Origin of the sequence: Rhodococcus sp. WY5 (assembly GCF_018588185.1) — a bacterium.
GTDB classification, from domain to species: Bacteria; Actinomycetota; Actinomycetes; order Mycobacteriales; family Mycobacteriaceae; genus Rhodococcus_F; species Rhodococcus_F qingshengii.
Genome location: NZ_JAAMPR010000001.1, coordinates 171,194 through 185,661 on the forward strand (window position 1 = coordinate 171,194; position 14,468 = coordinate 185,661).

General features: G+C 63.8%; 13 protein-coding genes. 4 read left to right on the plus strand and 9 right to left on the minus strand.

Going from position 1 to position 14,468, the window contains the following annotated elements:
• The first annotated feature begins 168 nt into the window (after positions 1-168).
• The 3 genes from G4D79_RS00705 (at position 169) to G4D79_RS00715 (ending at position 4,177) form a co-directional block, all read left to right on the plus strand.
• Positions 169-1,350, plus strand: a complete 1,182-nt coding sequence (locus tag G4D79_RS00705; protein ID WP_003945878.1) for an acyl-CoA dehydrogenase family protein — start codon at positions 169-171, stop codon at positions 1,348-1,350.
• Between the two features lie 12 nt (positions 1,351-1,362).
• Positions 1,363-2,484: an acyl-CoA dehydrogenase family protein gene (locus tag G4D79_RS00710; RefSeq protein WP_064443137.1), complete on the plus strand. Its 1,122-nt coding sequence runs from the start codon at positions 1,363-1,365 to the stop codon at positions 2,482-2,484.
• Positions 2,485-2,545: 61 nt separating this feature from the next.
• On the plus strand, positions 2,546-4,177 hold the full coding sequence (locus G4D79_RS00715) for a long-chain-fatty-acid--CoA ligase (RefSeq protein ID WP_042920426.1): 1,632 nt from the start codon (positions 2,546-2,548) through the stop codon (positions 4,175-4,177).
• 9 nt (positions 4,178-4,186) lie between these two features.
• Here G4D79_RS00715 and nagB read toward each other — a convergent pair whose 3' ends face one another.
• Genes nagB through G4D79_RS00760 form a run of 9 tightly spaced genes read right to left on the minus strand, consistent with a single transcriptional unit; the run spans position 4,187 to position 12,564 of the window.
• On the minus strand, positions 4,187-4,966 hold the full coding sequence (gene nagB / locus G4D79_RS00720) for a glucosamine-6-phosphate deaminase (RefSeq protein WP_099697020.1): 780 nt from the start codon (positions 4,964-4,966) through the stop codon (positions 4,187-4,189).
• A gap of 11 nt (positions 4,967-4,977) precedes the next feature.
• Complete coding sequence (locus G4D79_RS00725) at positions 4,978-6,159, minus strand: N-acetylglucosamine-6-phosphate deacetylase (protein WP_235867741.1); 1,182 nt, start codon at positions 6,157-6,159, stop codon at positions 4,978-4,980.
• Positions 6,159-6,851, minus strand: a complete 693-nt coding sequence (locus tag G4D79_RS00730) for a GDSL-type esterase/lipase family protein (RefSeq protein ID WP_042449509.1) — start codon at positions 6,849-6,851, stop codon at positions 6,159-6,161. The genes G4D79_RS00725 and G4D79_RS00730 overlap by 1 nt, the downstream gene beginning before the upstream one ends.
• Positions 6,848-7,555 (minus strand): N-acetylmannosamine-6-phosphate 2-epimerase, encoded by a 708-nt coding sequence (locus G4D79_RS00735; protein WP_047269588.1) that lies wholly within the window; start codon positions 7,553-7,555, stop codon positions 6,848-6,850. The genes G4D79_RS00730 and G4D79_RS00735 overlap by 4 nt, the downstream gene beginning before the upstream one ends.
• Entirely contained in the window at positions 7,552-8,481 is a 930-nt protein-coding gene (locus G4D79_RS00740) for an ROK family protein (protein WP_058039191.1), read from the minus strand. The genes G4D79_RS00735 and G4D79_RS00740 overlap by 4 nt, the downstream gene beginning before the upstream one ends.
• A 1-nt stretch (position 8,482) precedes the next feature.
• Positions 8,483-9,412 (minus strand): dihydrodipicolinate synthase family protein, encoded by a 930-nt coding sequence (locus tag G4D79_RS00745; RefSeq protein WP_007734313.1) that lies wholly within the window; start codon positions 9,410-9,412, stop codon positions 8,483-8,485.
• A gap of 46 nt (positions 9,413-9,458) precedes the next feature.
• A complete protein-coding gene (locus G4D79_RS00750; RefSeq protein WP_099697022.1) occupies positions 9,459-10,517 on the minus strand; it encodes a Gfo/Idh/MocA family protein in 1,059 nt (352 codons plus the stop codon).
• Positions 10,514-11,509 (minus strand): Gfo/Idh/MocA family protein, encoded by a 996-nt coding sequence (locus G4D79_RS35185; protein ID WP_099697023.1) that lies wholly within the window; start codon positions 11,507-11,509, stop codon positions 10,514-10,516. The genes G4D79_RS00750 and G4D79_RS35185 overlap by 4 nt, the downstream gene beginning before the upstream one ends.
• Positions 11,506-12,564: a Gfo/Idh/MocA family protein gene (locus tag G4D79_RS00760; RefSeq protein ID WP_099697024.1), complete on the minus strand. Its 1,059-nt coding sequence runs from the start codon at positions 12,562-12,564 to the stop codon at positions 11,506-11,508. The genes G4D79_RS35185 and G4D79_RS00760 overlap by 4 nt, the downstream gene beginning before the upstream one ends.
• A gap of 274 nt (positions 12,565-12,838) precedes the next feature.
• Between G4D79_RS00760 and G4D79_RS00765 the strand changes: the two genes are divergently transcribed.
• Positions 12,839-14,464 carry an ABC transporter substrate-binding protein gene (locus G4D79_RS00765; RefSeq protein ID WP_007734285.1) on the plus strand — a complete coding sequence of 542 codons (1,626 nt, stop codon included), beginning with the start codon at positions 12,839-12,841 and terminating at the stop codon, positions 14,462-14,464.
• Positions 14,465-14,468 lie beyond the last annotated feature (4 nt).

Below are 14,468 nucleotides of genomic sequence, written 5' to 3' on the forward strand. Positions count from 1 at the left end.
AGAACCTGTTTCAGTCGTGTGCAATGATTCGAAAAAGTACCGAGAACGGACGTCGAACGATCCGCCGGAGACGGCGAGGGCGCCCCTTGTCGCCGATGAACGCATCGATAGAACCTGTGTCAATCGAATGGTTGACGCTTTGATTCGTATCTCTATGGAGAGGTAACCATGCACATCACCTACACCCCTGAGCAGCAACAGCTCCAGGAGGAGTTGCGTGCCTACTTCGCACAACTGATGACTCCCGAGCGGCGTGAAGCGCTCGCCGCCACGACGGGTGAGTACGGCGAAGGCAATGTGTACCGCGAAGTCGTCGCGCAGATGGGCCAGGACGGCTGGCTCACGCTGGGTTGGCCGAAAGAGTACGGCGGACAGGAACGCTCCGCGATGGACCAGCTGATCTTCACCGACGAAGCTGCCATCGCCGGTGCGCCGGTGCCGTTCCTGACGATCAATTCGGTAGCGCCGACAATCATGCATTTCGGTACGGACGAGCAGAAGGCCTTCTTCCTGCCCAAGATCTCTCGCGGTGAGCTCCACTTCGCGATCGGCTACTCCGAGCCCGAGGCCGGCACCGACCTGGCCTCTCTGCGCACGTCGGCGGTCCGTGACGGTGACGATTACGTCATCAACGGGCAGAAGATGTGGACCAGCCTGATCCAGTACGCCGACTACGTGTGGTTGGCGTGCCGCACCGATCCGGAAGCCAAGAAGCACAAGGGAATCAGCATGCTGATCGTCCCCACCACGGCAGAAGGCTTCTCCTACACACCGGTTCACACCATGGCCGGCCCCGACACCAGCGCCACCTACTACCAGGACGTACGGGTCCCGGCGTCGTCGATCGTGGGTCAGGAACACGGCGGCTGGGCACTGATCACCAATCAGCTCAACCACGAGCGCGTTGCCCTCACCTCGGCCGGACCGATTCTGACCGCGCAGCGTGAGGTCCGTGAGTGGGCACAGAACACCAAGCTGCCCGACGGCCGACGCATGATCGACCAGGAATGGGTGCAGATCAATCTGGCTCGCGTGCATGCCAAAGCCGAGTACCTGAAGTTGATGAACTGGGAAATCGCCTCCGCAACCGATCACGCTCCCGGCCCCGAAGCTGCGTCCGCCAACAAGGTGTTCGGTACCGAATTCGCCACCGAGGCTTACCGCTTGCTGATGGAAATCCTCGGATCCTCCGCCACGATCAGGCAGAACTCCCCCGGAGCCCTTCTGCGCGGCCGCATCGAACGTATGCATCGTTCTTCGCTGATCCTGACGTTCGGCGGCGGTACCAACGAAGTGCAACGCGACATCATCGGAATGACAGCTCTGCGGCTTCCCGCATCGAAGCGATAAGGACCCACGATCATGGAATTCACCCTTACCGAGGCCCAGCAGGACCTGTCCGGCCTGACACGATCCGTAGTCACCGAACTGGTCACCAACGATCGCCTTCGTGAACTCGACGCCGCGGAAGACCGCTTCGACGCCATCTTGTGGAACGCTCTGGCCTCGGCCGGCGTCCTCGGTGCGGCCCTTCCGGAGTCGGTCGGCGGAGACGGATTCGGGGTCCTCGAGCAGTGCAGCATCCTGGCCGAACTCGGACGCGGTGTTTCAGCCGTTCCGTTCCTGACGTCCATCGTCGGATCCGCCGCAGCGATAGCGGAATTCGGCTCGGACAAGCAGCGAGACGAATGGGCGAGCGCCGCCGCCGCCGGCGAGAAGATACTCACCGCGGCCCTCGCCGAGGAATACAACGACGACCCGGCCCACCCCGTCACGCGTGCCGAGAAGACCGCCGAAGGTTGGCGCATCGACGGAGCCAAGATCACCGTCGACAGTGCACCGCTCGCAGATCTGTTCCTCGTCCCCGCCATCACCGAGGACGGCGTCGCGGTCTTCCTCGTCGAACCGTCGGACGCGGGCGTGAGCATTACCAGGCAATCGACCACAGATTTCTCGAGCGCGGGTCTCGTCGAATTCGATTCGGTGCAGATCCCGGCCGATCGTGTTCTCGGCTCGGTTGCCCAGGGATCGGACATCGCGGCGTGGATCGTCGAGCGAATTCAGCTCGGTTCGACCGCCTACCAGTACGGAGTGCTCGATCAAGCGTTGAAGCTGACCGCCGAATATGCCACCGAGCGTGTGCAGTTCGGTCGACCGATCGGTAGTTTCCAGGCCGTGGCCCAGCGCCTCGCAGACGGATACATCGACGTCAAGGGTGTCCGTCTGACTCTGTGGGCTGCCGCGTGGCGTCTGAGCGAAGGACTTCCTTCCGACGGCGCTGTACAGACGGCCAAGTTCTGGGCTGCAGATGCGGGACACCGTGTCGGGCACACTGCGGTTCACGTTCACGGCGGTGTCGGTCTGGACGAGGACCATCCGGTTCACCGCTACTTCCTCGCGGCCAAGCATCACGAGTTCCTGCTCGGCAACGCAACGGATCAGCTTCGCGCGCTCGGCAAGGTACTTGCCGCAGTCCCTGCCTGAGTGCGTCCCACCGAGTGGAAATCCATGACCTGGTCCGAGACGAATCGATGATGATGCAGCTATGAGTCAGAGCCCCACTGTTTCCGATCTACTCCTCGGAGTCAGCGAGATCGACGACCGCGGTCTCCGTTTCGAGGACCAGGTCATCACCTGGCGCGAGCACGTTCAAGGCTCGTTCGATCGAGCAGCGCTGCTGGACACGCTGCTCGATCGAACGCGCCCCAGGCATTTCGGACTTCTGATGGAGAACGTCCCCGAGTTCTCGTTGCTGCTCGGAGCGGCATCGTTCTCGGGTTCGGTCGCCGCCGGGCTGAACACGACTAGGCGCGGCCCGGCATTGGCGCGAGACATTGCGCTCTCCGACTGCCAGGTCATCTTCACCGAGAACAACCAGGCACATCTACTCGACGACATCGATCTCGGCGACGTCCGGGTGATCAACGTGGATTCTCCGGCCTGGGCGGAATTGTTGGCGCCCTTCGCCGATACGCCGGCCTACGCGTCGACGGCGCAGCCCGACGATCTGTTGATGCTCATCTTCACTTCCGGAACCAGCGGTGATCCCAAAGCGGTTCGGTGCACGCACCACAAGTTGGCCTCTCCCGGCGTCATGCTTGCCGATCGTTTCGGGCTCGGCGCCGACGACGTCGTCTACATGGCGATGCCCATGTTCCATTCCAACGCGATGATGGCGGCGTGGACGGTCGCGCTGCACGCTCGTGCGGGAATTGCCATGCGACGCAAGTTCTCCGCTTCGGGTTTTCTACCCGACGTTCACAAGTACGGAATCACGTACTCCAACTACGTCGGAAAGCCGTTGTCCTTCATCGCTTCCACCCCCGAGGTGCCGAACGAGCGGGACAACACCTTGAAGATCATGTACGGCAACGAGGGTTCGGCGCCCGCCGTCGCCACCTTCGTCCGGCGCTTCGACGCTCGCGTCATCGACGGGTTCGGTTCCACCGAGGGCGGCATTTCGATCTCCGCGGCACCGGTTCCCCGGCCCGGCGCCCTCGGACTGCTCCCGGACGGCGTCAAGATCCTCGATCCCGAGACCGGAGCGCCATGCCCGCCTGCAGTCTTCGATGCCGACGGCCGGATCACCAACGCCGACGAGGCAACTGGTGAACTGGTCAATGTCACCGGCCCAGGCACATTCGCCGGGTACTACAAGAACCCGGAAGCCGACGCCGAGCGAATGCGCAACGGCCAGTACTGGAGTGGCGATCTGGCGTACACCGACGTCGACGGTTACGTCTACTTCGCGGGACGCAGTTCCGGTTGGCTGCGAGTGGACGGCGAGAACATCGGTGCCGCACCCATCGAACGCTCCCTGGTCGGTTACCCGGGCTTCGCGCAGGTGTCCGTGTACGCAGTCCCCGACAGCGACGTCGGCGACCGCGTCATGGCGTCGGTGATTCCGGTCGGCGATGTCGACAACTTCGACCCGGCAGCCGTAGCCGAATACATCGATTCCCGGCCGGAACTCGGGCCGAAGCAGAAGCCGACCTTGATCCGAGTGTGCAGTGAGTTCCCGAGAACGGCGACGTTCAAGGTGGTCACTCGAACGCAGAGCGCCGAACGCTGGAACACCTCCGATCCGGTGTGGATCCGACGGCGTGGAGAATCCGACTTCCAATTACTCACTCCCGAAATGGCACTCGGCCTCGAGAAGACGCGAGAGCCCGTCTAGCCCGATATCTCAGTAGTGCTGAGCAAGCGGTTTGTGCGCCGACACCGTTTTGTAGAACTCGGTGAGCCGAAGCTGTGATGCCGCTGCATCGTCGATCACCACCGTCGCGTGTGGATGCAGTTGGAGGACCGATGCCGGGCACACCGCGGCCAGCGGCCCCTCGACGGCAGCGGCAATCGCAGCGGCCTTGTGCTCGCCGGTCGCGATCATCACCAGATGCTTTGCTTCGCAGATAGTTCCGAGGCCCTGGGTGATCACGTGCCGTGGTACGTCGTCCGGACTCTCGAAGAACCGGGCGTTGTCGGTTCGAGTCTGTTCCGTCAGCGTCTTGACCCTGGTCCTCGAATTCAGTGAGGACGTCGGTTCGTTGAAACCGATATGACCGTTGCCGCCGATGCCCAGAAGTTGAACGTCCACCGGACCATTCGACGCAATCGCCCGGTCGTAGGCCGCCGCGGCGGCAAATGGATCCGGCGCGGTTCCGTCGGGGCTGAATACCCTTGCCGCGTCCAGGTCCAGGTGACTCACCAGCTCGGTGCGGATCACCTGGGCATACGACTCCGGATGGCCTTCCGGCAGGCCGACGTATTCGTCCAACAGGAACGCCTGCACGCCGGCAAAACTCAACCCTTCCTCGCGGTGACGGCGCGCGAGTTCGCGGTACACCGAGAGCGGTGAAGATCCTGTCGCCAGGCCCAAAGTCCGTGCACCTGAATGCACCGCGTGTTCGAAGATGTCGGCAACAACGGTGCCGGCCGCCTCCGCACTGTCGACAATGACAATTTCCATCGGTTGATTCCTCAGCTTTCGGTGTAGTTCATGAGCCAGTTCCCAGCGGCCATGACGGCGCGCGTTTCGAGTTCTGGACCGGTGACGATCAGATCGGCCCGGCAACCCGGCACGAGATCGCCGACTATTCCGGCCAGCCCCATCAGCGCAGCAGGCGTTGCCGTCGCTGCGATGACAGCCGAAAGCAGATCGACGCCCGCGTGATTGACGGCTCTGCGGACAATGTCCATCAACCGACTCGTCCCGCCGGCAATGGCCGTGTCCCCCTGGCCGGCCAGCCGCGCCACGCCACCGACCACGTCGACGTCGAGAGGTCCGAGTGGGTAGCGCCCGTCGGGCATTCCCGCCGCAGCCATCGCGTCGGAGACCAACGCGATCTGATGCGGACCGACCAGATCGAACACCGTCGCCACCGTCTCGTCGGCGAGATGTACTCCGTCCCCGATCAACTCGACCGCCATCTGTCCTTTCGCGGCCGCGGCAAGACACGCCGCCACTGCGCCGGGAGCGCGATGATGCATCGGAGCCATACCGTTGAACAGGTGAGTGGCACTGAGCGGTGCATGCGCCGAGTGTGCGATCGAACGTGTCGCAATCGGGTTGGACGCATCGGTGTGTCCGATACTCACGACGGCCCGGTGACGCTCCAGCAATGAGGCAAGTTCGCCGAAGTGTGCTGTCTCCGGAGCGATCGTCATCGAGCGGATGTGCCCGCGGCCGGCTTCGAGCAGCGACTCGAGCAGAGCCGGGTCGCCGTCGAGAATGCTGTCGGGATCCTGGGCGCCACAACGGAGTACCGACAGGAATGGACCTTCCAGGTGAATTCCGGCCAGCGTGCCCTCGTCCACCAGTCCTGCCAGGAGCTCGATGCGACTGCGCAGGATCTGCGGCGGCGCGGAGACGAGCGAGCCGATCACCGAGGTCGTGCCGTTCGTCCGGTGGTGATCGGCAGCCACGGTGGATCCGAACTCGTCTGCCTCGGGGAAACCGAATCCGCCGGCGCCGTGGCAGTGAACGTCCACCAACCCCGGGATGATCGTTGTCCCCGCAGCTGCCCGTTCGGGTAACGGATCGGTTCGCTGCGACGCGGGCCCGGCCCACACCACACGATCACCGGAAATCTCGACGACACCGTCCGGAAGCAGTTGCCCACCGGTCACCAGTTGTCCACGAAGAATTTGTCCACGATGCATCACGACATCACCTGCGGTACAACGGGAACTTCGGTATCCGCGATCGACAACTCACGGAGCACGGCGTCCGCGAGCACGTAGTGCCCTTGTTCGTTCGGATGGAATGCGTCAGCCAGGAGAGCCGGCGGTGGGCCCTCGGGAGAATGGGCCGTCCACTGCGCGTAGTGGTCGACGAACACCACGCGCGTCGAGGCGGCAACCTGCCGCACGACCTCGACGTACTGAACCAATCCCGCTCTGGTGGGCGCATTCTCGACGTCGATCGGTGGCGGCGTCTGCAGGATCGGCACCGCACCGATCGCTCGTGTCCGGAAGATCGTGTCCAAGAGGTCGTCTCGAAACCGCTCCAGTCCTTCTTCGCCATCCAATGCGTCATTCGTACCGAGCATGATCAACACCACCGAGGGTTCGAACACCTCGATGCGGTGTGCGAAACCCGCACGCACATCGGAGGATCGATTGCCGCTCACCCCGGTGTTGACAAGGACGTGGTTGAACAAGGAAAGCTCACCACGGATGCGCTCGGCGCAGTGTTCGACGTAACTTCGATGACCGTCGGTGTGCGTCAATCCCTGAGTGATGCTGTCGCCGGTGAAGACCCACCGTATCGGCGTCGAGGAGTCTACGAGCAAAGTCTCCAGTCGAATCCGTTCAGCAGTCCTGGACTTCAAAGCCTTCGACGTCGGGGTCACACCCTCTGCCTTCCGGCGCCCGATACTGCGGCTGCAAATTTCGACGTGATGAACGCCGGATCCGTGATTGCGGTTCCGACAACCACCGAGTCTGCACCCAGGGCGATGGCGCGTGCCGCATCCTCCGGGCTGTGGTACCGCCCCTCGGCGATGAGGACTGCATCTGGAAGTGCCTGCCGCAGTTCCGAGATCAGCTCCAGGTCCGGGCCGGCCAGCCGTCGGCTGTTCTCGGTATATCCCGCCAGTGTGCTGGAGATGACGTCGGCGCCCGCCGCGGCGGCAGCGATGCCGTCCTCGAGTGTTCCACAGTCGGCCATGACGAGGCCGCCGCGATCATGGACCGCGTCGACGGTGTCGGCAAAGGTCAGCCCGTCCGGACGAGGCCGCAGCGTGGCGTCGGCAGCCACGATCTGCGCACCCGAATCCACGACTTCGAGGGCTGATTCCCTTGTCGGCGTGATGAACACGCCCTCCGAGCCGATCTTCGTCAAACCGATCACCGGTACCTTCACTGCCGACACGACTGCGGCGACATCCGGGGTTCCGCCCACACCGCCGCAGCGGATCGCCACTGCTCCGCCGTCGACCGCGGCGCGGGCCATCCTCTCGATGGTCCCGGTGTCGCGCAGGGCATGGCCGTGTCCGGCCTGACAGGACACGATCAGCTTCCCGCTGATGATCGTGAGCAATTCTTCCACAGTCACGGTGTTACCTCGATTCGTGTTGCGGCGGCCAGTAGCGCAGCGCCGACGAGCGGCGCATCGGTGCCCAAACGGGCAGGAAGAATGGCAGTTTCGGCAATGGGGCCCATCGCTTCCACCCGGAAAGCGGAGGTCAGCGGCGACAGGAGGTCGGCTCCGATCTGGGCTGCACCGCCGCCGATGACGATCACCTCGGGATCGAATGCGGTGGCGACGCCGGCCAGGACGCGGCCCAGCAGAGTACCGGCGTCGGAGACCACGGCACGGGCGATCGGATCGCCCGAGTGCATGAGCGCCACCACTGCCTGTAACGGTTGAGTGGGCACACCCGCCCGCGCTGCGTACTCGGCTGCCATCGCCGGGCCAGACGCGACTGCCTCGAGGTGATCGGTTCTGCCGCAACCGCAACCTATCGCCCCGGAAACCGGAACCAACAGATGCGCGAGTTCGCCGGCTGTTCCGTGGGCACCGTGGTACAGCTGACCGCCCACGGTCAACGCGCCACCGATTCCGGTACCGATCGAGACGAACAGTGCAGAGGTTCGACCGCGTCCGGCGCCGATCATGTTCTCGCCGTGGGCCATCGCGCGCACGTCGTTGTCCACCGTCACCGGTAGGCCTGAGTGTGCCTCGAGTTCTCCGCGAACCTCGGCGCCACTCCATCCGGACAGAATGTCGGAGGCGAACACGACGCGGCCACGCACCCGATCGATGATTCCCGGTGCACCGACTCCGATTCCGGCTACCGTGTGATTCGCCCTCAGACGGTCGATCAACGCGGTAGCGGTCCCGAGAACGGCTTCCCTACCCGCCGTCGGTGTTGCCGCACGAACGGTGTCGATCACGTCTCCGTCGGACGTCACCACCGCGGCAGCCACTTTGGTGCCGCCGATGTCGATACCGATCCATCGCTTCTGCCCAGATGTCATGTCAGAGGAGCCCGGCCTGTTCCAGAACGACCTTGATCGTTGCGGTCTCGGACTCGTCGAGCGAGAGCATCGGCGCGCACATCGTGTTGCCGGTGATGACGCCGCGCAGGGCCAGAGCCGTCTTGAACGCGCCCAGACCCGCGGCACCGGCACTGACGCGACCCGGTGTCGGCGCCTCGACGATGGAGAACAGATCGGTGAGTCGATCCTGCTCGGCCTTCGCTGCGGCCCAGTCTCCTGCCTGCGCAGCGCGCCACAGTCGTACGTAGCCGTGCGGGTCCACGTTGGCCAGGCCGGGCACTGCGCCCGAAGCACCCATCAGCAGGCATCCGTCGACGACTACCTCGTGCCCGGTGAAGACGGCGAAGTTTTCGAGCCCGGCCGACTGACGGAGCAACATACGGAAACTGACGTCGTCGCCGCTCGAATCCTTCACGCCGGCGATGACTCCCTCGCGACCGAGCTCGACCAGCATTGCCGGGCTGAGCTTGCTGTGGACACGAACCGGGACGTCGTAGGCGAACAACGGAAGATCCACTGCGGCGTGGATGGAGCGGAAATGCGTTGCCGTCTCGGCTGCATCGGTGATCGCGTAGAACGGCGCCGTCGCGACGATGGCATCCGCACCAGCCTCGCGCGCCTGCTCGGCGACGGCGATGACCCGGTTGGTGGTCATGTCGTTCACTCCGACGAGGACCGGTACCTGGCCGCCGACGTGACCGATGGCCGTCTGCACCACCTGGGCGCGCTGAGCGTCGGTGAGGTAACCGACCTCACCCGAGGAACCGAGGACGAACAAGCCGTCGACTCCGGCTTCGATCTGCAGTGAGAGCAGGCGTTCGAGCGACGTGGTGTCGACCTCGCCCTCGAGCGTCAGTGGTGTGACGATCGGCGGGACGATTCCGCTGAAGGTGGTGGTTTCCGTGCTCATGGGGTCTCCATATGTTGGTTGTCGGATTGAGTTGTGGGTGCGGCTGTCAGGGAGAAACGGAGACCGGCTGACCGCTCGAGGCGGACAGATAGGCAGCATCGATCACGCGCATCGACGCGCGGGCGTCTGCCACGGTGTAGTCGGGTTCGGTCCGTGTGGGAAGTCGATCGAGCACGTGAGAGAGAAAGCTCGACACCGCGTTGTCCGAACCGAAGCCGCCGATGGGTAGTGCGGTCACGTCTCCCGAGGCCGCGAAGTGGGTCACCGCGGGTTTGTCGTCGTCGGAACTCGCGTATCCGTGGGATCCGAGGACGCGAACCGTCGCGGTATTCGCGCCGAAACCCGGTGCTGCGGGGATTCTTCCGACGGTCACCGTCGCGGTGACGCCGTTTTCCAGGGCGAGCGAGATCAACGCCGTGTCTTCGACTCCGAACTGCTGGTGGCCCCCGCCGTAGAGTGTGCTCGTCTCGGCGTACACCTCGGTGACGTCCAGGCCGGTGAGGTATCGGAGGTAGTCGGCGGCGTAACCGGCGAAGTTCACTACTTCTCCCCCGCCGGAAAGCGCGGGATCCACCACCAGTTCGGGACGCTCGACAGACGTCGCGAAATGTGTTCCGCTTGCGAGGAACTCGATGTCGACGTGGCGCGGCAGTCCGAGATTTCCGGCGTCGATCCATCGGCGCAGTCGCCGGAGCGCAGGTGAATGAGTGCGGTTCACCACCGTGCAGATTCGCCCGTTCGACCGTGCGGCTTGCTGAACCGCCGCGGCCTCCGCCTCGTCGACGCCCACCGGCTTGTCCACCAGGACGTCGAGTCCGGCGTTCAATGCGGCAATCGCAAGCCGCGCATGCCTGGTCGGCTCACTGCAGATGATCGCCAGGTCAATCCGTTCGGGGTCGAGCAACTCGCCGAGTTCGTCGATCCACTCGATGTCTGCGGCCTTTGCCATCGCGATCCCGTCCTCACGAATCCAATCGGAGACCGAGGATTCGTCGGAGGCCCCGACCAGGCTCACTCGAGGATCGGATCGCAACAGGTCCGCATAGGAGCCGGCATGCCTGACGCCGCTGACAAATCCGACGCGGATCGAACCGGTGCCGGTCATTGGTTTTCTCCGATCGAGACAGCGCGGCCGGTGTCGAGCGATTGCTGGGCAGCGATGGCAGTCGCGAGAGCTGCACGCACCTGCCAGTTCTCGACTATCGGGCTCGCGGAACCGTCGAGAGTGGCGATCCAGTGACGCATCTGATGCGACATCGCGTCCTCGATCGACGACGGCGGCGCGTTGGTCGTGTCCGTCATCAGTCCCGGGTCGTCGCCGGTGTCGTGCGCGAGCGTGCCGGAAGTCCCCGACACCACGATCCGACGCACCATCTTTCCCGATTGTGGTAGCGCGTAGGCCAATTCGATCAGAGCCAGCGATCCGTCCTCGAAGCGAACGGTCAGATGGAAGCTGTCGTGCACGGGCATCCCCGCCGCGAAGGTGGGGAAACTACGAGCGAACACACGGGTCGGACGACGACCGATCAGCCACGTCACCAGATCGAGTGCGTGGGTTCCGTTGTGAACGGGGTGACCACCCGAACGTTCCTTGTCGTGTTGCCAGCCTCGCCAGCCCCCTGGCCAGACATGGCCGGAGTACCAACTGAGATGGATCAACCGGGGGTCGCCGATGGCACCTTGTGCAACCGAGTTTCCGATCGAGGTGATCGACGGCTGGAATCGTACGGTCTGTCCGACCATCAGTGAGGTGCCGCCACCTTCGGTGGCCTCGACCATGGCGTCGAAGTCCGCGACTGTCAGCGCGGCCGGCTTCTCCACGTGCACATGCTTTCCCGCGCGGCCCGCGGCTATCGTCACGGGTGCGTGGTCGGGAGTGGCCCCGACGACGTTGACCGCCTGCACGCTCGGGTCGGCGAGAATCTTCGCCAGATCGGTACTGGCCTTCGCGCCCGGCGCCAACGCCGCAACCGATGCGGCCCGGTCCAAGTCACTGCCGAATACGTAGGCGACTTCGACCGACGGGATGCGCGCCAAGGCGCTGACGTGGTCCCGCGCGATTCCGCCGCTACCGATGACGGCTACACGCACCGTCACTTGGCACTTCCCGAGAGCGCTGCCGGTTCGCCGCCACCGAGTCGCACCTGTTCGGCGACGACGAGTGCGCGTTCACGTGCGTACGTCAACGGCGAGTCGGGATCAGCCTTGCCGTCGAGAACTGCTGCCATCTCGTCGATTTCGGCACGAATCGCAGCCTGCATCCACAGCGAGGATCCTCCGTTACCCGAGTTGTACTTCTGCGTCCTGCTCGCAGCGTCGATCAACGATTGGTTCTCGGCGTCGATGTCGAAGATCGGCCACGACTCTTCGACCTGTCCCCCGCGCAGTCGGCTGACCCGGCCGGTGTGGAAGTCCGCGTGGACCGAACCTTCGGTGGCATCGACCGTCAGCTGCCACGACGAAGTGTGTGAACGCGTCGAGATGGTGTGTCTGCCGATCGCGCCGCCGGCGAACGACACCACTGTGTTGCGGAAGCCGTCGTCCGCGGTGGCGATGCTCGACACGGCAGTCACCTCGCCGCCGAGCCAGCACATCAGGTCCAGTTCGTGAATCTCGTGAGTCAGTTCTCCACCCGTTCGGCTCTTGTCGAGCTTCCACCACTGTGGATCTGCGCCGTCGGTGTCGATCCAGCGTGAGCGAGACGTTTCGATCGCAGCGACCTCGCCGAGCTCCCCCGACGCCAGCAGGTCCGCCAGACGTCGTACACCCGGCATCATCCGCATGATGTGCCCGACCATCAACGGCGAACCGCTCGCGTCAGCGCTCGCGATCATGTTCTGCGCATCGACCAGTTCGACGGCGAGTGGCTTCTCGACAAAAACTGCCTTGCCGTGTTCGAGCGCCGCGATGGCAGGTTCGGCGTGCGCGTGATTGGGCGTCGCGACGACAACGAGGGCCAACTCCGGGTGAGCGGCCACCGCGTCGTGATCGTCTGTCGGGGTTGCCGAGAACTCTGCGGCGACGTCCTTGGCCCGCTCGAAGTCACGGTCGCACAGCATCGTCAGTTCGAAACGTGGATGGGCAGCCAGCTCGCGAGCGAGGGAACTACCGAAGAATCCGCAACCGACCACACCGACTTTGTATCGGGTCATGAAGTCTCCAAAGATTGGATGAGGGATGTCCTATGTTATACGGCCAGCGTCATCGCTCGTCAATTCGACGCCGGTAACACAGTCTTCATCTATGCAGGTGAGCGCACTATTTTTGGCTCGAATCCGGCGAAACATCGAAGTTCGGCGCCGCCAGTTCCGAAGATTCTCTAGACGCTTTCTGATCCACAATGTAAGTTACGCAACATCGGACGTCGAACATAGGACATCCCCTATCCACTCCCTTGATGTCCCGCTCCCCGCCTTGGAGGCCGCCTTGAAGAACGAACGACCGCTGAGCTCCGCGTTCACCCGCCGAGACCTGTTCCGGTACACCGGGCTACTGGGAGCTGCAGCAGGTATCACCGCGACTCTCGCGGCCTGTGGCGGCGGGCCGTCGTCGACCTCGGTTGTCGGCGGTTCCGCGAGCACCGGCGATCTGACCACCGCCATCGGATACGGCAACGACCAGAGCTTCGACCCGATGCAGACTGCATCCGGTTTCCTCATGGCAGCGGTCAACCACGTCTACGAGGGACTGCTCGAAAACGATCCAGGCACCGGTGAGACGTATGCGGCGCTCGCACAGGCCGTCCCGACCGACGCCACTGCCTCGAGCTGGACCATGAAAATCCGCGAGGGAGCAACCTGGCACGACGGCACTCCGGTCACCTCGGACGACGTCGTCTTCACCTTCGATCGCATCCTCGATCCACAGCAGAACGTACTGATCCGCTCCTTCTTCTCCTCCTGGCTGCAGTCCGTCACCAAGGTCGACGACCAAACGGTGACCCTGAACTTCAACTACCCGTTCAGCGCTGCCGCACAGCGTCTCTCGATCGCCAAGATCATGCCCAAGCACGTCTTCGACGGCCACTGGGACGAGGCCAAGTCCGGAACGCTGGTCGTCGGTTCCGGTCCGTACAAGCTCAAGAGCCACACCCCCAAGAGCAACACAGCTTTCGAGGCCTTCGAGGCGTACAACGGGCCGCGTCCGGCCAACTTCGCGACCATGAACTGGCTCTCCATCGTCGACACCTCCTCACGCATCGCGCGCGTCTCGGGCAACAATGCCGGTGCACAACTCGCCGACAACATCCCCGTCGCCAACGTCCCCACTCTGACCTCCGGTGGGCGCACCGTCGAGGGCAACCCGGGCATGAACCTCATGTACCTGCTCTTCGACACGACTCAGGCACCGTTCGACGACGTTCGTGTTCGCCAGGCGATGTTCTATGCGATCAACACCCCGAAGATGATCGAGATCGCCCTCGGCGGCAAGGCAGCACCGGCCACGAGCTACCTGTACGAGCGCAACCCCGACTACGCGCGAGCGTCCACCGTCTACTCGTACGATCCGGACAAGGCCCGCTCGCTCCTCGCTGCCGCCGGTGTCAGTGGCCTCGACCTGACGCTGCTCTCCACCAACGTCAGCTGGTTGGCCGACTGCTTGCCGACCATCAAAGAGTCTTGGGACGCAGTCGGATTCAACACGACACTCGAACCGCAGGACACCAGCGCCATGGTGAGCAAGCTCAACAGCGGCCAGAAGTTCCAGATCGCCGCCGGTACGTCCAACCCGCAGGCATTCGGCAGCGACGTCGACCTTCTCGTCCGCTACACGTACAGCAAGGGCGGCTTGTGGACGAAGACCTACGCCAAGTGGGACGACACCCCCGAAGCGCAGAAGATCTACGCCACCATGGACGAAGCCACCCGCGAGACCGACCCGGCAAAGCGCAGCACCCTCGTGCAGTCGTACCTGAACCAGATCGCCGAAAATGCTGTCTACTACCCGGTTCTCCATCAGGAGCTCCTGACTGCGTGGGATCCGAAGAAGATCGCCGACGTCACTCCGCTGCCGTACCCCGGCGTCAACCTGCTTCAGGCGAAGCCGGCCTGATACC